The organism is Phyllobacterium sp. 22229 (assembly GCF_052056495.1).
In the GTDB taxonomy this organism is placed as follows: Bacteria; Pseudomonadota; Alphaproteobacteria; order Rhizobiales; family Rhizobiaceae; genus Phyllobacterium; species Phyllobacterium myrsinacearum.
Map to the genome: position 1 here is coordinate 1 of NZ_JBQEPA010000039.1, position 19,053 is coordinate 19,053.

Consider the following 19,053-nt stretch of genomic DNA (forward strand, 5'->3'; position numbering starts at 1 on the left):
GCGGGGCAATGCGCGCCCAGTTGTCGAGCGCGGATTGCAGGGTGGGCGTGAGAAACGACGCATCGGTGAAACGGGTCCCGCGCCGCCGCCGCCCACCCCGACCGCCGACATTCTGGCGCAGTTGACCCAAGCCAAGGCAATGGCCGAAGCGGAAGCGCCCGCCATGACATTGTTCCCGGAAATCGACGAAGCCGAACGCAGTGCGCTGATTGATGCGGTCATGCAGGAAATGCTGGGCGACCCGGATGCCGGTTTCCGCACCGATGCGGTGCTCTATCAGGATTTTCTGGTACGCTGCCGCATCCGCCGCGTCCCCGGCGACGCGCTGTCCCTGCCCGCCTTCCGCCGCAAGCTGGCGGTTGCGCGCGCCGGTATCGATGGCGAAACCGCGCAGAGCGAGCCATGGCAGCAGGCGCTGGAACTGTCCAAGAGCCTGCCCGATGACGTGCAGGGTGTGTTCTTCATTGTCGCGCAGGCGGCGGTCACCGGCAATCCCTGTCCGTCCGACGCAACGCTCGCCCGCGCCTATGGCACCCATTCCGCCCGGCGCGCCCGGCGGCTCCTGACCTATTTCGAGGAACAGGGACTGGTGGTGGTCCGCACCGATTTTGCCGGAAACCGCGTCGTCGCCTTCCCCGATCTCGGCTGCGAGACAATGGCAGGCGATCCCAACGGCCCCGATGACGGCGCGCAGGACCAGCACGCCGCCGAATAAGAGGCCTGCTCCGTCTCCGCTCAATCGCCGGCGGGTGCCAGCAGAACTTTCCGCTGCAGATCCTGGCGCACCTTGCCCACAGCCTCCGCCATCTGTTCCACATCTTTCGGCGTGCAATACCCCCGGTCGATGGGCATGACGTAGTGACGTCTTGCGTGGATTTTCTGTCCCTCCGCCGCATAGGCCGCGTCGTACCGGATGGGCCCTTCGGCCAGCGACACGGATTTTGGCAGGGACCGGACGCCAACGCCTTCCGGAATGGTTCCGTCATAGGTGTCGTCAAGCTCAACGGCCGCACAGGCTGTTGCATAGAGCGGTTCGGGGCGCTCCATGGCAAAGCTGGTCATGTCCGGTATGGAATAGCCCAACGCCAAGGGGGGCGTGATGGCGAACGCCTCGGGACCGGACAGATCAAGGCCGGTCTGATCGATGGTGAAATCGATATCGATCCTGTAGTCCCGCTCATCGCTTTTCGGATCGTCCGCCGTGTAGCTGCCCCTGCCCTTCAAGCCGTTACGGGCAAGAAGCTGCTGCACGAGACCGGCGCGCTGCAGCGGATCGATGCCCGCGACGGCGCGGCGCCGGTCAATCGATATGCCACCCCGCGAAATTTCCACGATCCTGCCGTGCAGCGACCCATCCATGTCGAGTGACCAGGTCGTGCTGGTGGACAATGAATTCTCTTGCGCCGTCATGGCTGGCGTCGTGCGGATGCCCGTCAGGCCATCCACATGCAGGACAGCTTTCGACGACAGCCAATAGCCTTTCAAACCGAATGGCAGATATTCGGCCGTGGAATCGAGATAAAGATCAAGTTCCGGCACATAGGTGATGATGTGATCGAAATAGCCCGGCAGCGCTTCAGAGGGCAGACTGAACAGATCGCCCGAAGCAATGAGAGCGCCATGGCTTTCAATCCCCCTGGCACGCAGAAGCGCTTCGAGCAGGACAACGTGGTCCTTGCAGTCGCCATAGCGGTTTCGCAGGATGTCCCCGGCCGAATGCGGCACATAGCCCCCTTGTGCCAGATACAGGGCGACATACCTGATATTGCCGCGCACCCAGTTGTAGATCCGCTGCACTTGTTCGCGCCGGCCGGGAACATCTTTCGTCAGCTCGTCGGCAAGCGCCTGAATCTCCGGCGTCACCGCAAGCTTGTCGTCGGCGCGCGCCCGGTAGGCCTGGGCAATGGCATTCCAATCGGCAAAACTCGTAACGATGATGTGCGGACTGTTCATGAAGACATCCGCCTTGCCGTGGTCAAGCGGCCTGGTGTCGGGCTGGGCAAAGCTCCAGCTCCAAACGTCGTCACCCTTTTCATCCGTCGCCCGCACCTCGTTCATCGCCAAGGCTTCACTGCGCAGACCGAGGGATTTCGGTGCCTTCAACACCAGCGTGTAGGCAAGCACCCGTTCGTCCGGAGCAAATGAATCGGCATAGGCAAAATGTCCGGGAAAATCCGGTTCCCTCTGGATTTTCCGCGCCCGATAGCGAACGCTGTCGCCAACCTCGATGTCGGGGAAAATAATGGTCTTCTGCTTGCTCGTGCTGAACACCGGCAGCCCCGTCGCCGCCGGGTCCTCCTGCAGCCGGATCTGATCCGGCTGCACCTGGATGCGCCGCCCGTCCGCCTTGATGGTTTCCGCCTCGATGATGTCAAGGCTTGCCAGTTGGTCATTGAAGCTGAACGTCTTCGTTGCAAAGCTGTCACGGCCGCTGGCATCAAGCAGCCGGCGCGTTGTCTGCCACTCCACGCTGTAGCTGCCATCCTTCTCAACCGTGATAACATCCGACGCGGAGATGTATTCTTCCTTCACCACAGGCACTGCATCCTGGGGGTGGGCCTGCTGCTGCAATGCGAACAGCCATAAAATGAGGAGGCCCAACCGTAGAATTCCAAAGGGAGACTTCATAAAAATAAACGACATTATGACTCCTGAAAATTAATGTTATTACGTAACCAATATTGAATATTCTCAAAAAATATATGGATGTCCGCGCGGGACACCCCTCAAGGCAAATTCCTCGGGGAAACAGCCATACCCCAAGCCCGATAAGCTTGGAAAGACGCCGCTTGGATTAGCCCAGTTCAGCCAGCAGCGGTGCGAGATCGCCGAGATGCTCGATCTGGCGGAAGCGCGGCTCCGCCACCGGCGCGTCCACATGTTCGAGCACCCAGGTCAGCGCATGCGGGACATAAATGCCCCAGCCGCCAGCCTGAATGGCCGGAACCACGTCCGATTTCAGCGAATTGCCGATCATCATGCTGCGCTCCGGGCCATCGCCATGGCGGCTGAAAATCCGCTGATAGGTAGCCCGGTCCTTGCTGCTGACGATCTCAACCGCATCGAAGAAATCGCCAAGGCCCGATTGCGCCAGCTTGCGCTCCTGATCGAAAAGGTCGCCCTTGGTGATCAGGACCAGCCGGTAGCGCCCGGCCAATTGCTCCAGCGTGTCCTGCACATGCGGCAGGGTTTCGATGGGATGGCGCAGCATGTCCCGCCCCGCCGCCAGGATTTCGCCGAGAACGGATGACGGTATCCTGCCATCCGTCACCTCCAGCGCCGTCTCGATCAGCGACAGGGTGAACCCCTTGATGCCGAAACCATAGAGATCGAGATTGCGCCGCTCCACCTCCAGAAGCCGGTCAGACAGGTCAGGCACATCCGTATGCGGGGCAAGCAGTGCCTCGAAATGCTTTTCCGACAGGCGGAAGAACTGCTCGTTCTCCCAGAGCGTATCGTCTGCGTCAAAACCGATGGTGGTGAGGGAGGACATTCTCGAACTCTCATGCATTGCCGAAAGGATGATCCCAACTGTGTAGCGCTTGCCACCGGCAAAATCCACCGGGCTGCGGCATGGCATTGCCTTGTTTCGCCACAAATCAAACCCCACCTGCGGCGGACTGCAAACCGGAGCACCAGCCTGTTGACCCCAGCCAAACCGCCACGACGCGCCCTGTTCATCGTCAATCCCAATGCGCGCAGCGGCCGCAAACCGATTGATCCCATCCGCAAGGCATTGGAAACCGGCGGACTGACACTGATCGATGCGGCGCCGGATAAGGACGAATCCATTTCCGATGTCATCAGGCGCATGCGGGACGCATGCGATCTGGTGATCATCGGCGGCGGTGACGGCACGCTGAACGCGGCCGCTGCCGGTCTTGTCGAGACCGGCCTGCCGCTGGGTGTCCTGCCATTGGGCACGGCCAATGATTTCGCCCGGACAATCGGCCTGCCGCCCGTCCCGCTCAAGGCGGCGGAACTGATCCTTTCCAGCGAACCGCGCCCTATTGATCTGGGCGAAGTCAACGGCAACCTGTTCTTCAATGTCGCCAGCATCGGCTTCAGTGCTGAACTCGCTGCAGAATTGACGGAAAAGGCCAAGAAGCGCTGGGGCAAACTCGGCTATGCCATTGTTGCCGCCCGCCTCCTCGCCCGCTCCCGGCTGTTCACCGCCTATGTCGAGCATGACGGTTCGGTCGAGACGATCCGGACAATGCAGGTTTCCGTCGGCAATGGCCGCCATTATGGCGGCGGCATGACCGTGGAGGAAACCGCGACCGCCGATGACGGACGGCTGGATTTCTACAGCCTGGAGGTGGATCACTGGTGGCGGCTGCTCGGCCTCCTGCCCAGCCTGCGCAAGGGAACCCATGGCCGCTGGAACGATGTGCGGGCCTTCCAGACCACGCAAGTCACCATCAAGACCAGCAAGCCGCGCGCCGTGAACACCGACGGCGACCTCACCACCTGGACACCGGCGCATTTCCGCATCCGGGAGAAGGCCATCCGGGTCTTTGCCCCGGCAACACCGGCCAGGGCAGCTTCCGTCTAAACCGGCGGCCTGTCCGGACTTTCCTCTGCAATGTCTCTGTGCTTTATGCTTGAACAGCAGGATGAATGGGAAATGAGGGCTGGGTGAACTGGTTATACAACATAGCTCTGGTCGCATCGTTCACGATCCTCGGCGCATCGATTGTGCTTGCGGCCGATAACCCGGCCGCACCGGCGCCCGTGCAGCCGCCAGCCCCCACCGTCAGCCAGATATGCGCTGCCATCGCCACCCAGGCCGATGGCCACGGCGTGCCGCGCGACTTCTTTGCCCGGTTGATCTGGAAGGAAAGCCGTTTCGACGATCAGGCGCAAAGCCCCGTCGGCGCGCAGGGCATCGCCCAGTTCATGCCGGGCACCGCGAGGGAGCGGCAACTGGCCAACCCCTTTGATTTCGCCCAGGCACTCCCGGCTTCGGCGGCGCTGCTCAAGGATTTGCGCGCCACCTTCGGCAATTGGGGACTGGCGGCCGCCGCCTACAATGCCGGACCGACACGCGTGTCGAAATGGCTGTCGAGCGGCGGCTTTCTGCCGCTTGAAACCGAAGACTATGTCCTTGATATTACAGGACGCCCGGCGGATGATTTCGCCGCTGGCGCAGAGATCGGCGCTGCACCGCTCAATGCCAGGCTGGATTTCGATGCCGCCTGCCGCCAATTGCCGGTTGTCCGCTCGGCGACGATCTCCATGGCCCAGATCAAGCCGAAACCCTGGGGCATCCAGATTGCCGGTAACTTCCGCCGGTCAGCCGCCGTGAACCAGATGGAACGGCTGCGCCGCGCCTTTCCGGCCATCTTGAACCAGCACGAGCCAGTCATCAGCCGCTACCGCACGCCGATGGGCCGCCGCGGCATCTATGCCGTGCGCATCGGCGCCGACACGCGCGGCGAAGCCAACGCGATCTGCGCCAAGCTCCATGGCGCCGGCGGCGCATGTATTGTTCTGCGCAACCGCTAGGGCAACACGTCAATATTTGACCATTTGGACAGTTTTATGCGGGGTCGCGACCACGTACAACCTCGAATTGCGGCTCTCGGCGCGCTTAATACATGGGTTGCAGGCAACGAATTTGCGCGGCCAAGTATGTCAGCTGCACAGCTGTTCGATATAGTCGCCTAAATGACGGAAAAACTTTTGCTTGCCAAAAAACACTTATTCTAGCAGTCTCAAAGCGTTCGGGCATCTGCGAACACTGGAAGACTGGAAGAACGGCGCGCCGGAACCGCAAGAATACCGGGTCGGGAGAAATCCCGGCAATGATCGGCTCCTTTCCTGAATTCGAGAACTGCCTGCATGATTTACGCCGGATGTATCTTACAAAAGGCGGCACTACCAATCCCGCTAGCCCGGAGGGGAACGCGGTAAGTAAGGAAAAGGAACGGAGCATGGCACAGACCGGTACGGTCAAATTCTTCAACAGTGAAAAAGGCTTTGGCTTTATCAAACCGGATGATGGCGCAGCGGACATTTTTGTCCATATCTCCGCCGTTCAGGCATCCGGCCTCACAGGTCTCGCAGACAATCAGAAGGTTTCCTTCGATACCGAGCCTGACCGTCGTGGCAAGGGCCCCAAGGCCGTCAACATCACGGTTACGGAATAATTCAGGCGGCGCAAGCCGCTTCGGGACCCCCGCCACAATCGGGGGTTTTCCCTGACAGTCCACATTCCCGGTCGCGGCGATGGCTGCGTGTCCGCAAAGTGGATGCTTTGCGAAGAAATTCTCCCAAAATCAACCATTTCCAGCTTCCTGTGCCCGTTCCTTGCCATGGATTTGCTGATATTATGCTGTCGATGTGCCCGTCCCGCATGGATGCAGGGAACGAAAGCACCCGCTTTCCGTTCAGCTTGCATTCATTCTGGAACGTTTAAAACACACATCACGGCTGGCGCCCCCACTGAAAGTCCAGCCCAACACGATCAGGCGGTTCCAAAAGTTTCGCCAAGGATGCTTCAAAGGAGGCACAGATGTTTAAAGGTATGAAAATTGCCATTCTTGCAACGGCAGCTTTTGCAACGATTGCCGTTCCACTTGCGTCGTCAGCGTCGGCTGATGACTGGGGCTGGCGCCGCCATCACCATCGCGGCGGCGGTGATGCCCTTGCTGCCGGCGCCATTGGCCTTGCCGCAGGTGCGCTCATCGGCGGCGCGCTCGCGCAGCCGCGCGAACCCGACGTGATCTACCGCGACTACGATGATCGTCCGATCTATCGCGCCGCACCGGTCCGCGTCTATCGCGAAGTGCGCCCCGCCTATTATGGCAGCGCCCAGCCGTGGTCACGGGCCTGGTACCGCTACTGCGCCGATCGTTACCGCTCGTTCAATCCTGAAACCGGTACGTTCCGCGGCTATGACGGACGCGATTATTTCTGCAACGCCAACTGATCACCGATCAGCCGGATTGAAAAAGGCCGCCGGAGCGATCCGGCGGCCTTTTTGTCACGTCAGGAACGGATTGGTTCGGCGCTCTTCGCCGAAACGGCCGCCAGGACCATGCCCGCAGATGAAGCCGATATCGTCGCCAAGCGGAAACAGCTTGTTCTTGATGGAGCTGATCAGCGTATCGTGGTCGCCCCCCGGCAAATCCGTCCGCCCGACCGAGCCGTTGAACAGCACGTCGCCGACATGGGCGAACTTGGCGGCGCGGTTGTAGTAGACCACGTGCCCCGGCGCGTGGCCCGGGCAGTGCAGCACCTCGAACACATGCGACCCGAAGGACACCGTATCGCCATCCGCAAGCCAGCGGTCCGGTGTGCAGTTGCGCACGCCGCTGCCCTGAATGCCGTACTGCACCGCCTTCTCCTCCATTGAATCCAGAAGAAACTTATCCGCCTCGTGCGGTCCGATGATATCGACGCCCAGCGCCTCCTTCATGTCCATGGCGCCGGCCGCGTGGTCAATATGGCCATGGGTGATCCAGATGGCATCGATGGTAATGCCGTTGGAGCGGATCGCATGGAGCACCTGATCATTGTCGCCGCCGGGATCGATCAGGACGCCATGCTTGTCATCGCTGTCGAAGAGGATCGTGCAATTCTGCTGAAAGGCCGTCACGGGGATAATACCGGCCTGCAATTGTCCCATTTGTTCAAACCCTATGCTTATCTCAAATCGTCTACATTAGGCTCTAACCCAAATAAAAAGGGCGGCCAATGGGACCGCCCTTGAAAATCGTTTGCGTCCCGTCCTGATCAGGATTTGGCCAGCGCGTTCTTGATCGCACCAACGATTGCTGTGAGGATAAGACCGCCAACACCACCACCGGCAACGTTGCCGATGATCGAGCCGAGATCAAGTCCCGACGATGCTGCTGCGTTTGCCACGAGCTGGGCACCACCGGCGCCAAGGTATTGCGTCAAGTAGCCACCCACTAGTCCACCAACGCCGCCGGCAATCGTGTTGCCAGTCGGGCCAAGAGTCAGGTTTTTGAGAATACCGCCGACAATATTGCCGCCGACAGCCCCTGAGATCAGTTGGATGATGAGAGGAAGAAGTGCACCCATAATTGACACCCCGTCAACGTTTCGCGCCAGACTCATGCCTGACACTGGCATGTTGACTAAGTTTTGGGCAATGTCAAACCGGATGACGCCTCAATAAAGAGGTATCAACCGGTTGTTTTCGTTAGCAAGCTTGCAGTATCGGGCCGGGAGCGCCCTATTTGCGCTCCGATGCTCCGAGTTATTCCGCTGCCGCTTTCTTGGGTGTTACTTCGGCAGCGTAGTCGTTCATCAGGTTGACCGCGATCTCGCCAACGGTGAAGCGGTATGGCCCGACCTCAGAAACCGGGGTCACTTCCGCAGCCGTCCCGGTCAGGAAGCACTGTTCGAAACCTTCCAGCTCTTCCGGCATGATGGCCCGTTCGACAACCTCATAACCGCGGCGCTTGGCCAGCTCGATGACGGTGCGGCGGGTGATGCCATCGAGGAAGCAATCGGGCTTCGGCGTATGGATGACGCCGTCCTTGACGAAGAACACGTTGGCGCCGGTGGCTTCAGCCACCTGGCCGCGCCAGTCCAGCATCAGCGCATCCGCATAGCCCTTGGCCTCGGCGGCATGCTTGGAGATAGTGCAGATCATGTACAGGCCCGCGGCCTTGGACTTGGAGGGAGCCGTCTTCGGATCCGGGCGGCGATACTCCGCCATATCCAGGCGAATACCCTTAAGCTTCTGCGCCGGGTCGAAATAGCTCGGCCACTGCCAGATGGCGATGGCCACGTTGATTCTGTTGTTCTGGGCGGAAACACCCATCGACTCGCTGCCGCGCCAGGCGATCGGACGCACATAGGCATCCTGGAAACCCTGCTTGGCAAGAAGCTTGCGGCAGGCATCATTCAGCTCTTCGACCGAATAGGGAATGGTGAAGCCAAGAATACGTGCCGATTCGTGCAGACGCTCCGTGTGTTCGTTGAGCTTGAAGATTTCACCGCCATAGGCGCGCTCACCTTCAAAGACCGAGCTTGCATAATGCAGGCCATGAGTCAGCACGTGAACCTTAGCATCTGCCCAGCGAACGAATTCGCCGTTCATCCAGATGTAACCTTCAAGCTGATCAAATGGTACGGATGCCATGTTTTCCTCCAGGCGTTTGATTCCTGATCATTGTACGGGTCTGAGACGACGCCAATTGTTCCCGTTTCACAATTGGTGAACCTTGGCTCGCGACAGCGCCGCGCGTTCTTCTTGAACGCGCAAAGGACGCTGTCCATTTTGAATTCACGCCCGCCCCGGTGAAAATCGAGCCGATTTTCGGGGTCATGCGTGGCAGTCATAGGCGTTTCGATGAGGAAAAATGTCCCGGAAACACGTATTGGCTTTTCGTTTCATTCAAAATGCGGCCAACAGCTTGCCAAAAATTATCAGCAGTCTAAAATTAAGTCAACAAGACTGACATATTATTCGGCGACACATGAATGAGAGCGGGAGCCCTGCATGAAACCTTATACACCGGATCGGCATATTGAGACAGCCCTGACCAAGGCGGATGCGAGCGAACTCGACCTCATTGAGCTGTTTTTCTTTGCCTACCGTGATTTCACCGCCGACCCGGATCTGATTCTGGAAAAGCTGACCTTTGGCCGCGCCCACCACCGGGTTCTCTATTTCATCAACCGTAAGCCGGGCATGACGGTTGCGGAATTGCTCGATGTGCTGCAAATCACCAAGCAGAGCCTCGCCCGTGTCCTCAAGCAGCTGATCGACACGGACCATGTCGTACAGATACCCGGCCCGCGCGACCGGCGGCAGCGGGAACTCTACCCCACGATGAAGGGCCGGGAACTCGCGCTTGAGCTTGCGGCACCGCAATCACGCCGCATTGGCAGTGCATTGGAGCAAATCGGTCTGGCTGACCGGGCAGTGATCGAACATTTCCTCAAAGCGATGGTCAATCCCGGCCAAAGGCAACAGATCGACAGTCTGCCGCAGGCAGGTTAGTTTATGCCGGATAGGGACGTCCGGGGACCAAGGGCGGGCGTCAATGCCCGGAGAGAGAAGGAATGATTTTGGTGAGTGAAGAACTTCCGCTTTCAGACGATGCGCCGCACCTGCTCATTGTCGACGACGACACCCGGATTCGAAACTTGCTGTCGCAATATCTGACCGGCAGCGGCTTTCGCATTACGGTGGCTGCCAATGCGGACGAGGCCAGGCGCAAGCTGGCCGGCATTGACTACGACCTGCTGATCCTCGACGTCATGATGCCGGGCGAAAGCGGGGTGGCGCTCACCCAGTCCCTGCGCCAGGAAAAGAATGTTCCCATCCTGATGCTGACGGCGCTTTCAGAGACGGACAGCCGCATCAGCGGTCTCGAAGCGGGTGCGGATGATTATCTGCCGAAACCCTTCGACCCGCGCGAACTGATCCTGCGCATCAACAACATCCTGCGCCGCGGCGCTCCGGCATCGCAAGCCAAGATCGAGCAGATCGTTTTCGGCCCCTATACCTTCGTCATCGCCAAGCGCGAGTTGAAGCGTTCGGGCGAGCTGATCCGCCTGACGGACCGCGAGCAGGATATCATGGCGATCTTTGCCGCCCGCGCCGGTGAAACCGTGCCCCGGCACGAACTGACCGGCCAGGAAGGCGATGTCGGCGAACGGACGATCGACGTGCAGATCAACCGGTTGCGCCGCAAGATAGAAAATGATCCGGCCAATCCGGTTTGGTTGCAGACGGTGCGCGGCGTCGGCTATAAATTGAGCGTGGAGTGAACGTCCCGATCCGCGGGATCAGGACGCAGTAACCAATGCGCGAGTGGGCACCGATCATATGGCACAAACGGACAGTGCAAAACGCGCATTGGCAGTCAGGCAGCGGCATTGGCGCCGCCGCCGCAGCACGCTGCTCGGCCCGTGGCGGAAGTTTTCCCGCTGGCTGGCGCAGTGGATGCCGAAACGGCTCTATGCCCGCTCGCTGATCATCATCATCGCACCCATGGTGCTGCTGCAGTCTGTCATCGCCTTCGTGTTCATGGAGCGCTACTGGCAGACCGTCACCCAGCGCCTGTCGACGGCCGTGGTGCGCGACATCTCCGGCATCATCGACCTGATGGACACCTATCCGCAGGATCCCGGCTATGAAAACCTCATCCGCATCGCGCGCGAAAGACTGTCGCTCACCATCTCCATCCTGCCGCCCGATCCCCTGCCGGCGCCCGGTCCAAAACCGTTCTTTTCCATTCTTGACGAACCGCTGAGCGCCGAGATCACCAAGCAGATCAACCGCCCGTTCTGGATCGACACAATAGGCGATTCCGATCTCGTCGAAATCCGCATCCAGCTGGAAGGCAAGGTCCTGCGGGTCTTTGCCCGCCGCAGCCAGGCCTATGCCTCGAACACCCTGATCCTGCTTGTCTGGATGTCCGGTTCAGCGCTGGTGCTGCTGGCCATCGCCATTCTGTTCCTGCGCAACCAGATCAAGCCGATCCAGCAGCTGGCGGCGGCGGCCGACAGTTTTGGCAAGGGCCGGGCGACGCCGCCCGATTTCAAGCCGCGCGGCGCTGAGGAAGTCCGGCGGGCGGGCGCGGCCTTCATCGTCATGCGCGAGCGCATCGAACGCCAGATCGAGCAGCGCACCACCATGCTGAGCGGTGTCAGCCATGACCTGCGGACGATCCTCACCCGCTTCAAGCTGCAGCTTGCGCTGGTCGGCCACAAGGTCGATACGGAAGCCATGGAGCAGGACATCGAGGACATGCAGTCCATGCTGGAAGGCTATCTCGCCTTTGCCCGTAGCGAGGCGGAGGAAGAAACCGGCACCTTCAACCTGGAGCGCCTCTTCGCCAAGCTGAAAGAGGAAGGCACGCTCCTGGAGCGCGGCTTCAAATCCAGCATTCGCGGTGAGCCGGAGATTCAGGTCCGGCCCAATGCCTTCTCGCGGCTGATCTCCAACCTAGTATCAAACTCGTTCCGCTATGCCAGGAATGTCGTCGTTACCGCAGATCACCGTGACGGCTGGCTGAGCATCACCATCGACGATGACGGTTCCGGCATCCCCAAGGAGATGCGCGACGAGGTGTTCAAGCCATTCTTCCGGCTGGATGAGGCACGCAATCAGGATGCCAGCGGCACCGGGCTTGGGCTTGCCATCGCGCTTGACATTGCCCGCAGCCATGGCGGCGATATCACTCTGGACGAGAGCCCCATGGGCGGCCTGCGCGCCGTCGTGCGCATCCCCGCCTGATCATCGACCCAGCTATCCCGCGGGCAAAGACGGCGCCGGGGAAATGGTGGAATTCCCCTTGAAATATTACGCCATTGGCGTAATATTGATCATGAAAATCGTCCGCACCAAACGCTATCTCAAAGATTTGAAACGGCTTGGCGTCTCCGATGCGGAAATCAGCAAGCTGGAGAATGCAATCGCTCTGGACCCTTTTTCAGGTGATGTCTTACAGGGCTTGGAGGGTTTGCGGAAAATACGTTTTGCCCTTGGCAACAAGGGAAAAAGCGGAGGCGGCAGGGCCATTTATTATCTGATGGTGACGGATGATCTGGCAATCATGCTCTTCGCCTACCGAAAATCAGAACAGGCGGACCTCACGCCAGATCAGCGCAAGGCAGCACTGACAATGCTCAGGGAGCTCAAGGATGACCAGTAAAAAAAGCGAATTTGGCGACAGCCTCCTTGAAGGGCTGCAAGAGGCTCTCGCGTGGAAGCGCGGTGAAATCGCGCTTGAGACCATCAATATCGATCCCATGCCGCCTGAACGGATCAAGGAGATTCGCAAGCGCTATGCCAGATCGACCAAGGATTTTGAGCGTCGTTTTGGTATTCCGGCTGCAACCATGAACAACTGGGAGCAAGGGCGCCGCAAGCCCGATCCGGCCGGGCGCCTGCTTTTGAGGGTCATCGAGGAGTCGCCTGACGCGGTGGAGAAAGCGCTTCGCGCAGCCTAGGCTCCAAACTTAGAACAGCTTGCCGCCGTTCGGTACCGGCTTGCTGATGGCAGCCAGAACAACGCCGCCCTCCGCGTCCGGAAAACCCAGGGTCAGCACTTCCGACATGAACGGGCCGATCTGGCGCGGCGGAAAATTGACCACTGCCATCACCTGGCGGCCTTTCAGCTCGTCCAGCGTATGGTGCTTGGTGATCTGCGCGGAGGATTTCTTCACCCCGATTTCCGGGCCGAAATCGATCTTGAGTTTGAAGGCCGGCTTACGCGCTTCCGGAAAAGTTTCCGCCTCGACGATGGTGCCGACGCGGATATCCACTTTCTCAAAATCATCGAAACTGATGGTCATCACATTCAACTCAAACAATATCGCTATGCTTCAGATCAGGCCGAACCGACCGTCTCGAACAGAATGCTATCGAGCGATTCCCGCGCTGTCGAGCCCGACCACACAACAAACTGGAACGCCTGGAAATAGGTCTCGCAGGCATCCAGCGCACTGGACAGGAGCACTTCCACCTGCTTGCTCGTCGGTTCGGCACCGCCCGACAGAAGCAGCGACTGGCGGTACATCACCGCGCCCTCCTGGCGCCACAGATCGAAATGCCCCATCAGCAGCTGCTCGTTGATCAGCGACAGCAATCGCATCACTTCGTTGACGCGCGGTTCGCTGACTGCAATGTCAAAGGCGCAGGCCAGATGCAGCGCCTCGAAATCTTCCATCCACGAGAAGGAAATCTGGTAATCGGTCCAGTTGCCCTCGACCGTAATGGCAATCTCGTCGTCCCCGGTGCGCTCGAAAGCCCATTCATTGGCATGGGCCACATGTTCAATCACATCGACCGGATGCAAATCACGCGCAATCTCTATTTCCAGAAGGCTCATCGCCATTACCTGCTCAATCGAATCTCATCTGACGCTGCGGGAGCACAGCGCACCCACCCAAAGGACACTTAACGCTTGAAAACTCACCGGCAGGCAGTACGCACCAGCCGGACCACGGATATGAACTTGTTACCCGCTGCATGACCATCGAAACGAATCATGCTGTAATTTCAGTGTATTGATGCTGAGTCCGAGCGCCAGTCCCCTTTTGGCCAAATGGCGCGAATGGGTGTGGACAGATGTTATGAAAATGATTCACGACCAGCCTTTAACTGACTCTAAGAAAACGATTTTCGGCGATTTCCACCTGTTGATAATTTCTTAAGATTTATTTTGGGGACAGCGCGAATATGCCGGATAAAACACCGCAAAACGGCGCCTGGGCGCCCCGCCGAAAGCATCCGCGATTCCCGAGCGGTCAAAAATGCAAAAGGCCCACTGCCCGGACGGGGGCAATGGGCCTGCAAAACTGCGATTCGTTTGACGGTCAGTCCTTCTTGGCGCGCGTGCCGGACGCTGCCGTCTTTGCCGGTTTGGCCGCATCGGCAGCGGGCTTTTCCCTGTGGCCGACGAGCGCTTCCAGCGCTTCGATACGGGCAAGCAGCGCCGTGTTTTCGGCACGGGCCCGGATGGCCATTTCGCGCACCGCTTCGAAGTCCTCGCGCTGCACCACGTCCATGGTGTTGAGCAGCCGCTCAGCCTGCCCACGGAAAGCGGTTTCGACTTCGCGGCGCACGCCCTGCGCTGCACCGGCAGCGTCGGTCACGAGCTTGGCCAGTTCATCAAGAACGCGGTTTGATCCATTGGTCATGGCAGATACCTCTGTTGCTTTCCCCATCAAATAATCGCCGCGGCAGGCGATTGCAAGCGAAGGTCATCATTGCGCAAATGTTACCGGACAGGCGGCTTGACGCTGTTCCTGCCCTCGCGCATGGTCCGCGCCGATGAACCTGATGATGACGGAGTGCCTATTGTGAGCGAAATACTTGTCCCGACGATGGCCGCGATCGCATTTCCCAATATTGATCCGGTGATCTTTTCCATCGGGCCGTTCTCCGTTCACTGGTATGGCCTTGGCTATGTTGTCGGCATTCTCTTCGCCTGGTGGTACGGCAAGAGACTCATCAGCAAGCCGCGCCTGTGGGCCAACAACACGCCGCCGATGAAGCCCAACGATCTCGACGACTTCGTGCTGTGGGCGGCGCTCGGCGTGGTTCTGGGCGGACGCATCGGCTATATCCTGTTCTACGATCTGGCCCGCTACATCAGCCACCCCTTCGACGTCTTCAAGGTCTGGGAAGGCGGCATGTCCTTCCATGGCGGGTTGGTCGGCACCACGCTGGCGATGATTCTCTTCGCCCGCTCGCGCAAGATCAACGTGTTCAGCATGATCGACACCATCGCTGCGGGCGTTCCCGTCGGGCTTGGACTGGTGCGTGTCGCCAATTTCATCAATGGCGAACTCTGGGGCCGCATCACCGATGTGCCCTGGGGCATGATCTTCCCGACCGGCGGCCCGTTCGTCCGCCATCCGAGCCAGCTGTACGAGGCGGCGCTGGAAGGCATCGTCCTGTTCACCACCCTGGCGCTCCTGATCTTCTACGGCCGCAAGCTGAAGAGCCCGCGCTTCATCGGCGGCGCCTTCATCACCGGCTATGGCCTGTCACGCATCTTTGTCGAGTTCTTCCGCGAGCCGGATGCCCAGCTCGGTTATCTCTATGGCGGCTGGCTGACGATGGGCATGATCCTGTCGGTTCCCATGGTGCTCGTCGGCCTGTGGGCACTGCTGACCGCCCGCAACCCGGAAGTCTCCACCGGACGATGACACTGAAACAACGCATCATCCGGCAGATCGGGCTGAGCGGCCCGATCAGCGTTGCCGACTATATGGCGATGTGCCTGTTCGATCCGGATGCGGGCTATTACACGACGCGCGAACCGTTCGGCCGCGAGGGTGATTTCATCACCGCACCGGAAGTCAGCCAGATGTTCGGCGAGCTTGCCGGCGTCTGGTGTGTCAGCGCCTGGCAGGCGTTGGGATCGCCTGCCGCATTCGTCCTGTGCGAGATGGGGCCCGGACGCGGCACGCTGATGCAGGACGTGCTGCGCACGGCATTAAAGCTTGACCCGGATTTCATCGCGGCGGCACAGATCCGCATGGTCGAGATCAGCCCGCGCCTCGTGCAGATCCAGAAAGAGACACTCGCGCCGTCGGGCCTGGAAATCCAGTGGCATGCGCAGTTCGGCGATTTGCCCTCCGGTCCGCTGGTTCTCCTGGCCAACGAGCTGTTCGACGCCATTCCCACCCGCCAATACGTCAAATCCGGCGGGCGTTTCGTCGACCGCATCGTCACCGCTGACGACAGCGGCAACCTGGCATTTGCAGCGGGGAGCGGATCGATCGATACCGCGCTTTTGCCCGCAGGACACGACGCGGCGCCCAACGGCAGCATTGTCGAGATTGCCCCGGCACGCAGCGCTCTGATGCAGCATATCGCCGAACGCCTGCACCGCGAGCGCGGTGCGGCGCTGCTCTTCGACTACGGCCATCTGCAGCAGGGTTTCGGCGATACGCTGCAGGCGCTCGCCCGCCATCGATCCGTGGATGTGCTTGATGCACCGGGCGAAGCCGACCTGACCAGCCATGTGGACTTTGCCATGCTGGCACAATCCGCCCGCGCCGAAGGCTGCACGGCCAATGCCATGACGCAGGGAGATTTTCTCATCGCCATGGGCTTGCTCGACCGCGCCGGCGCCCTTGGCCACGGCAAGCCTGCGGCGTTCCAGGAGCAGATCCGCGCCGATGTCGAGCGGTTGGCGGGCCCCGATCAGATGGGCACGCTGTTCAAGGTGCTTTGCGTCGCGGACCCCGCCACACATTTGTTTCCATTCGAATCCATATGACGGAAGCAATTGACTTCGCGTCGATGCTCCACCACCATCCGCAGCCTTGAGAAAGAGCAATCCGGCATGATCACGTCTGAAAAACCAGTAGCGCTGCACGCTTCCCTGCTGGGGTCTCCCGAGAAAGATCGAATCGCTCACGGGTTCTTCACCCGTATCGGCGGTGTTTCCACAGGTATCTACGCCGGATTGAACGTCGGCAGCGGCTCCAACGACAATCAGGACCATGTCAGGGAAAACCGCAGGCGCGTGGCCAGCGCGCTGGGAGCCGACCTCTCCCATCTCGTCACCGTGCATCAGGTGCATTCGCCCGATGTCATCACGGTCACGGCGCCTCTCACCGGCGAGCGGCCCAAGGCCGACGCCATGGTGACGGCGACACCCGGCATCGTCATCGGTGCGCTGTCGGCCGATTGCGGCCCGATCCTGTTTGCCGACCGCGATGCGAAAATCATCGGCGCGGCCCATGCGGGCTGGCGCGGCGCCCTTGGCGGCGTGCTGGAGAACACCATCGATGCGATGATTGCGCTCGGTGCGAAACGCGACGGCATCCAGGCGGTGCTGGGACCAACGATCGGCCCCGACAATTACGAGGTCGGCGCCGAATTCTATGATCAGTTCACCGGAACCGACCCGTCCTACACCCGTTTTTTCCGCGACTCCGTCAAGGAAAACCACAAGATGTTCGATCTGTGGGCTTTCATCACCATGCGGCTGCGCAATGCCGGGGTGAATGCCACGGCACTTGAGAAATGCACCTATGCCGAGGAGGAGCAGTTTTTCTCCTACCGGCGCACCACCCATCGCAAGGAACCGGACTATGGTCGCCAGATCTCGGCGATCACCATTCTAGAGGAACAATGATGGCCCTTCATTTCGAGCCCGAGGAATTTGCGGCACGCCGCGACCGCCTGATGATGGTGATGGCCGAGCAGAAGCTGGATGCCATTCTGCTGTTCGCGCAGGAAAGCATGTACTGGCTGACCGGCTATGACACGTTCGGCTTCTGCTTCTTCCAGTGTCTCGTCGTCAAGTCCGATGGCAGCCAGGTGCTGATGACCCGTTCGGCGGATTTGCGCCAGGCGCGCCAGACGTCGAACATCGACAACATCGTGATCTGGGCCGACCGCGACAATGCCAATCCGGCAGCGGATCTGCGCGAACTCCTCAACGATCTCGACCTGCTCGGCAAACGCATCGGCGTGGAATACCAGACCCACGGCCTGACCGCCGCCAATGGCCGCAAGCTCGATGAGCAGCTCGCTGCCTTTGGCCAGATCGTCGACGCATCCGGTCTTGTCGACAGGCTGCGCGTGCTGAAAAGCCCGGCCGAAATCGCCTATAGCCGCAAGGCGGCCGAACTTGGCGACGAGGCGCTGGATGCGGCGCTCAAGCTCATCAAGGCGGGAGCTGACGAAGGCGCCATCCTTGCGGCGATGCAGGGCGCCATCTTTGCCGGCGGCGGCGACTATCCGGCCAATGAATTCATCATCGGTTCGGGTGAAGATGCCCTGCTGTGCCGGTACAAGGCCGGGCGGCGCAAGCTGACCAAGAACGACCAGCTCACACTGGAATGGGCAGGCGTCTACCGCCACTACCACGCGGCAATGATGCGCACCGTTCTGACCGGCAAGGCGTCGAAACGCCATCTGGAGCTTTATGACGCCGCCCGCGAGGCGCTTGAGGCAGTTGAAGAAGCGATGACTCCGGCATCAACTTTCGGTGATGTCTTTGACGCCCATTCCCGGGTGATGGAGGCCCATGACCTGACGCGGCACCGGCTCAATGCCTGCGGTTACTCCCAGGGCGCACGCTTTACACCCTCGTGGATGGATATGCCGATGTTCTATGCGGGCAACCCGGAGCGGATACAGCCAGACATGACGCTTTTTGCCCATATGATCATCATGGATTCCGACAGCGGTACGGCCATGACATTGGGCCGGACCTATCTCACGACCAACGGTGCTGCCGAGCCACTTTCGCGCCAACCTCTTGACTTGATCGTGAAATAAAACTTTTGTCAGCTTTCGTTTTTTCGAGATGGCACAACTGTGGCTCATGATGGGGTTAGACCAAAGATGATGTCTCGCAAATCACTGACCTATACCTGCGCGGTGCTGGCGGCTCTTGGCCTCAGCGCCTGCAACAGTGCTGAATCGCCGATGGGCGTAACAAAGAAAGACCTTCCGGCAGCGCAGGGTACGGCCGCCGCGCCGGGAACGGTCACGCCGGGCACAACACCGGCAACGGTGACCACCGCAACGCCGACGGCCACAGTAACCAATGCGCGAGTGGGCACCGATCATATGGCACAAACGGA

22 protein-coding genes and 1 pseudogene are annotated in these 19,053 nt (G+C 60.0%); 15 read left to right on the forward strand and 8 right to left on the reverse strand.

Annotated features, from left to right (window positions below):
- Positions 1-715 (forward strand): annotated as a pseudogene (locus ACTJJ7_RS27395) (ATP-binding protein); the annotation flags it as partial.
- A 20-nt stretch (positions 716-735) separates the two neighbouring features.
- Here ACTJJ7_RS27395 and ACTJJ7_RS27400 read toward each other — a convergent pair.
- Positions 736-2,535 (reverse strand): DUF3857 domain-containing transglutaminase family protein, encoded by a 1,800-nt coding sequence (locus ACTJJ7_RS27400; protein ID WP_440969443.1) that lies wholly within the window; start codon positions 2,533-2,535, stop codon positions 736-738.
- A gap of 259 nt (positions 2,536-2,794) precedes the next feature.
- On the reverse strand, positions 2,795-3,493 hold the full coding sequence (locus ACTJJ7_RS27405; protein ID WP_105732054.1) for an HAD family hydrolase: 699 nt from the start codon (positions 3,491-3,493) through the stop codon (positions 2,795-2,797).
- Between the two features lie 150 nt (positions 3,494-3,643).
- On the opposite strand from ACTJJ7_RS27405, the gene ACTJJ7_RS27410 reads away from it, so the two are divergent.
- The 4 genes from ACTJJ7_RS27410 to ACTJJ7_RS27425 all read left to right on the forward strand — a co-directional run bounded on the left by ACTJJ7_RS27410 (position 3,644) and on the right by ACTJJ7_RS27425 (position 6,934).
- Positions 3,644-4,555: a lipid kinase gene (locus ACTJJ7_RS27410; protein WP_440969444.1), complete on the forward strand. Its 912-nt coding sequence runs from the start codon at positions 3,644-3,646 to the stop codon at positions 4,553-4,555.
- A 65-nt stretch (positions 4,556-4,620) separates the two neighbouring features.
- Positions 4,621-5,508: a lytic transglycosylase domain-containing protein gene (locus tag ACTJJ7_RS27415; RefSeq protein WP_130269811.1), complete on the forward strand. Its 888-nt coding sequence runs from the start codon at positions 4,621-4,623 to the stop codon at positions 5,506-5,508.
- Positions 5,509-5,936: 428 nt separating this feature from the next.
- A complete protein-coding gene (locus ACTJJ7_RS27420) occupies positions 5,937-6,152 on the forward strand; it encodes a cold-shock protein (RefSeq protein ID WP_105732051.1) in 216 nt (71 codons plus the stop codon).
- A gap of 365 nt (positions 6,153-6,517) precedes the next feature.
- On the forward strand, positions 6,518-6,934 hold the full coding sequence (locus ACTJJ7_RS27425) for a BA14K family protein (RefSeq protein WP_105732050.1): 417 nt from the start codon (positions 6,518-6,520) through the stop codon (positions 6,932-6,934).
- Between the two features lie 54 nt (positions 6,935-6,988).
- Here ACTJJ7_RS27425 and ACTJJ7_RS27430 read toward each other — a convergent pair whose 3' ends face one another.
- The 3 genes from ACTJJ7_RS27430 to ACTJJ7_RS27440 all read right to left on the reverse strand — a co-directional run bounded on the left by ACTJJ7_RS27430 (position 6,989) and on the right by ACTJJ7_RS27440 (position 9,121).
- On the reverse strand, positions 6,989-7,633 hold the full coding sequence (locus ACTJJ7_RS27430; protein ID WP_440969445.1) for an MBL fold metallo-hydrolase: 645 nt from the start codon (positions 7,631-7,633) through the stop codon (positions 6,989-6,991).
- A 107-nt stretch (positions 7,634-7,740) separates the two neighbouring features.
- Positions 7,741-8,052, reverse strand: coding sequence for a hypothetical protein (locus ACTJJ7_RS27435; protein ID WP_105732048.1), 312 nt, complete (start codon positions 8,050-8,052; stop codon positions 7,741-7,743).
- 178 nt (positions 8,053-8,230) lie between these two features.
- Positions 8,231-9,121 carry a branched-chain amino acid aminotransferase gene (locus ACTJJ7_RS27440; RefSeq protein WP_105732047.1) on the reverse strand — a complete coding sequence of 297 codons (891 nt, stop codon included), beginning with the start codon at positions 9,119-9,121 and terminating at the stop codon, positions 8,231-8,233.
- Positions 9,122-9,481: 360 nt separating this feature from the next.
- On the opposite strand from ACTJJ7_RS27440, the gene ACTJJ7_RS27445 reads away from it, so the two are divergent.
- The 5 genes from ACTJJ7_RS27445 (at position 9,482) to ACTJJ7_RS27465 (ending at position 12,945) form a co-directional block, all read left to right on the forward strand.
- Positions 9,482-9,985: a MarR family winged helix-turn-helix transcriptional regulator gene (locus ACTJJ7_RS27445; protein ID WP_105732046.1), complete on the forward strand. Its 504-nt coding sequence runs from the start codon at positions 9,482-9,484 to the stop codon at positions 9,983-9,985.
- 62 nt (positions 9,986-10,047) lie between these two features.
- Positions 10,048-10,758: a response regulator gene (locus tag ACTJJ7_RS27450; RefSeq protein ID WP_105732045.1), complete on the forward strand. Its 711-nt coding sequence runs from the start codon at positions 10,048-10,050 to the stop codon at positions 10,756-10,758.
- A 175-nt stretch (positions 10,759-10,933) separates the two neighbouring features.
- Entirely contained in the window at positions 10,934-12,229 is a 1,296-nt protein-coding gene (locus tag ACTJJ7_RS27455) for a sensor histidine kinase (protein WP_425350417.1), read from the forward strand.
- Positions 12,230-12,287: 58 nt separating this feature from the next.
- A complete protein-coding gene (locus tag ACTJJ7_RS27460) occupies positions 12,288-12,647 on the forward strand; it encodes a type II toxin-antitoxin system RelE/ParE family toxin (protein ID WP_440969446.1) in 360 nt (119 codons plus the stop codon).
- Positions 12,637-12,945 carry a helix-turn-helix domain-containing protein gene (locus ACTJJ7_RS27465; protein WP_105732044.1) on the forward strand — a complete coding sequence of 103 codons (309 nt, stop codon included), beginning with the start codon at positions 12,637-12,639 and terminating at the stop codon, positions 12,943-12,945. Before ACTJJ7_RS27460 ends, ACTJJ7_RS27465 begins: the two co-directional genes overlap by 11 nt.
- Positions 12,946-12,954: 9 nt before the next feature.
- Here ACTJJ7_RS27465 and ACTJJ7_RS27470 read toward each other — a convergent pair whose 3' ends face one another.
- The 3 genes from ACTJJ7_RS27470 to ACTJJ7_RS27480 form a co-directional block, all read right to left on the reverse strand.
- The gene (locus ACTJJ7_RS27470) at positions 12,955-13,290 is read right to left on the reverse strand and encodes a tRNA-binding protein (protein WP_105732043.1); all 336 of its coding nucleotides are present in this window, start codon (positions 13,288-13,290) and stop codon (positions 12,955-12,957) included.
- Between the two features lie 35 nt (positions 13,291-13,325).
- Positions 13,326-13,826 carry a YbjN domain-containing protein gene (locus ACTJJ7_RS27475; RefSeq protein ID WP_091877999.1) on the reverse strand — a complete coding sequence of 167 codons (501 nt, stop codon included), beginning with the start codon at positions 13,824-13,826 and terminating at the stop codon, positions 13,326-13,328.
- Between the two features lie 487 nt (positions 13,827-14,313).
- Entirely contained in the window at positions 14,314-14,637 is a 324-nt protein-coding gene (locus tag ACTJJ7_RS27480; protein ID WP_105732042.1) for an accessory factor UbiK family protein, read from the reverse strand.
- Positions 14,638-14,757: 120 nt separating this feature from the next.
- On the opposite strand from ACTJJ7_RS27480, the gene lgt reads away from it, so the two are divergent.
- The 5 genes from lgt to ACTJJ7_RS27505 form a co-directional block, all read left to right on the forward strand.
- Positions 14,758-15,651: a prolipoprotein diacylglyceryl transferase gene (lgt, locus tag ACTJJ7_RS27485; protein ID WP_440969449.1), complete on the forward strand. Its 894-nt coding sequence runs from the start codon at positions 14,758-14,760 to the stop codon at positions 15,649-15,651.
- Complete coding sequence (locus tag ACTJJ7_RS27490; RefSeq protein WP_440969447.1) at positions 15,648-16,730, forward strand: class I SAM-dependent methyltransferase; 1,083 nt, start codon at positions 15,648-15,650, stop codon at positions 16,728-16,730. Before lgt ends, ACTJJ7_RS27490 begins: the two co-directional genes overlap by 4 nt.
- Positions 16,731-16,796: 66 nt before the next feature.
- The gene (gene pgeF / locus ACTJJ7_RS27495) at positions 16,797-17,594 is read left to right on the forward strand and encodes a peptidoglycan editing factor PgeF (RefSeq protein WP_105732040.1); all 798 of its coding nucleotides are present in this window, start codon (positions 16,797-16,799) and stop codon (positions 17,592-17,594) included.
- Positions 17,594-18,745, forward strand: coding sequence for a M24 family metallopeptidase (locus ACTJJ7_RS27500; RefSeq protein WP_105732039.1), 1,152 nt, complete (start codon positions 17,594-17,596; stop codon positions 18,743-18,745). Before pgeF ends, ACTJJ7_RS27500 begins: the two co-directional genes overlap by 1 nt.
- Before the next feature lie 69 nt (positions 18,746-18,814).
- Positions 18,815-19,053, forward strand: a 239-nt coding sequence (locus ACTJJ7_RS27505; protein ID WP_440969448.1) for a hypothetical protein, incomplete at its 3' end; no start/stop codon positions are given.

Excerpts from the sequence above, each read along its gene's own strand:
- ACTJJ7_RS27405 (WP_105732054.1), bottom strand. The coding sequence starts at position 3,493 with ATGTCCTCCCTCACCACCATCGGTTTTGACGCAGACGATACGCTCTGG.
- ACTJJ7_RS27415 (WP_130269811.1), top strand. The coding sequence starts at position 4,621 with ATGGGAAATGAGGGCTGGGTGAACTGGTTATACAACATAGCTCTGGTC.
- ACTJJ7_RS27420 (WP_105732051.1), top strand. The coding sequence starts at position 5,937 with ATGGCACAGACCGGTACGGTCAAATTCTTCAACAGTGAAAAAGGCTTT.
- ACTJJ7_RS27425 (WP_105732050.1), top strand. The coding sequence starts at position 6,518 with ATGTTTAAAGGTATGAAAATTGCCATTCTTGCAACGGCAGCTTTTGCA.
- ACTJJ7_RS27430 (WP_440969445.1), bottom strand. The coding sequence starts at position 7,633 with ATGGGACAATTGCAGGCCGGTATTATCCCCGTGACGGCCTTTCAGCAG.
- ACTJJ7_RS27435 (WP_105732048.1), bottom strand. The coding sequence starts at position 8,052 with ATGGGTGCACTTCTTCCTCTCATCATCCAACTGATCTCAGGGGCTGTC.
- ACTJJ7_RS27440 (WP_105732047.1), bottom strand. The coding sequence starts at position 9,121 with ATGGCATCCGTACCATTTGATCAGCTTGAAGGTTACATCTGGATGAAC.
- ACTJJ7_RS27445 (WP_105732046.1), top strand. The coding sequence starts at position 9,482 with ATGAAACCTTATACACCGGATCGGCATATTGAGACAGCCCTGACCAAG.
- ACTJJ7_RS27450 (WP_105732045.1), top strand. The coding sequence starts at position 10,048 with ATGATTTTGGTGAGTGAAGAACTTCCGCTTTCAGACGATGCGCCGCAC.
- ACTJJ7_RS27455 (WP_425350417.1), top strand. The coding sequence starts at position 10,934 with ATGCCGAAACGGCTCTATGCCCGCTCGCTGATCATCATCATCGCACCC.
- ACTJJ7_RS27465 (WP_105732044.1), top strand. The coding sequence starts at position 12,637 with ATGACCAGTAAAAAAAGCGAATTTGGCGACAGCCTCCTTGAAGGGCTG.
- ACTJJ7_RS27470 (WP_105732043.1), bottom strand. The coding sequence starts at position 13,290 with ATGACCATCAGTTTCGATGATTTTGAGAAAGTGGATATCCGCGTCGGC.
- ACTJJ7_RS27475 (WP_091877999.1), bottom strand. The coding sequence starts at position 13,826 with ATGAGCCTTCTGGAAATAGAGATTGCGCGTGATTTGCATCCGGTCGAT.
- ACTJJ7_RS27480 (WP_105732042.1), bottom strand. The coding sequence starts at position 14,637 with ATGACCAATGGATCAAACCGCGTTCTTGATGAACTGGCCAAGCTCGTG.
- lgt (WP_440969449.1), top strand. The coding sequence starts at position 14,758 with ATGGTCCGCGCCGATGAACCTGATGATGACGGAGTGCCTATTGTGAGC.
- ACTJJ7_RS27490 (WP_440969447.1), top strand. The coding sequence starts at position 15,648 with ATGACACTGAAACAACGCATCATCCGGCAGATCGGGCTGAGCGGCCCG.
- pgeF (WP_105732040.1), top strand. The coding sequence starts at position 16,797 with ATGATCACGTCTGAAAAACCAGTAGCGCTGCACGCTTCCCTGCTGGGG.
- ACTJJ7_RS27500 (WP_105732039.1), top strand. The coding sequence starts at position 17,594 with ATGGCCCTTCATTTCGAGCCCGAGGAATTTGCGGCACGCCGCGACCGC.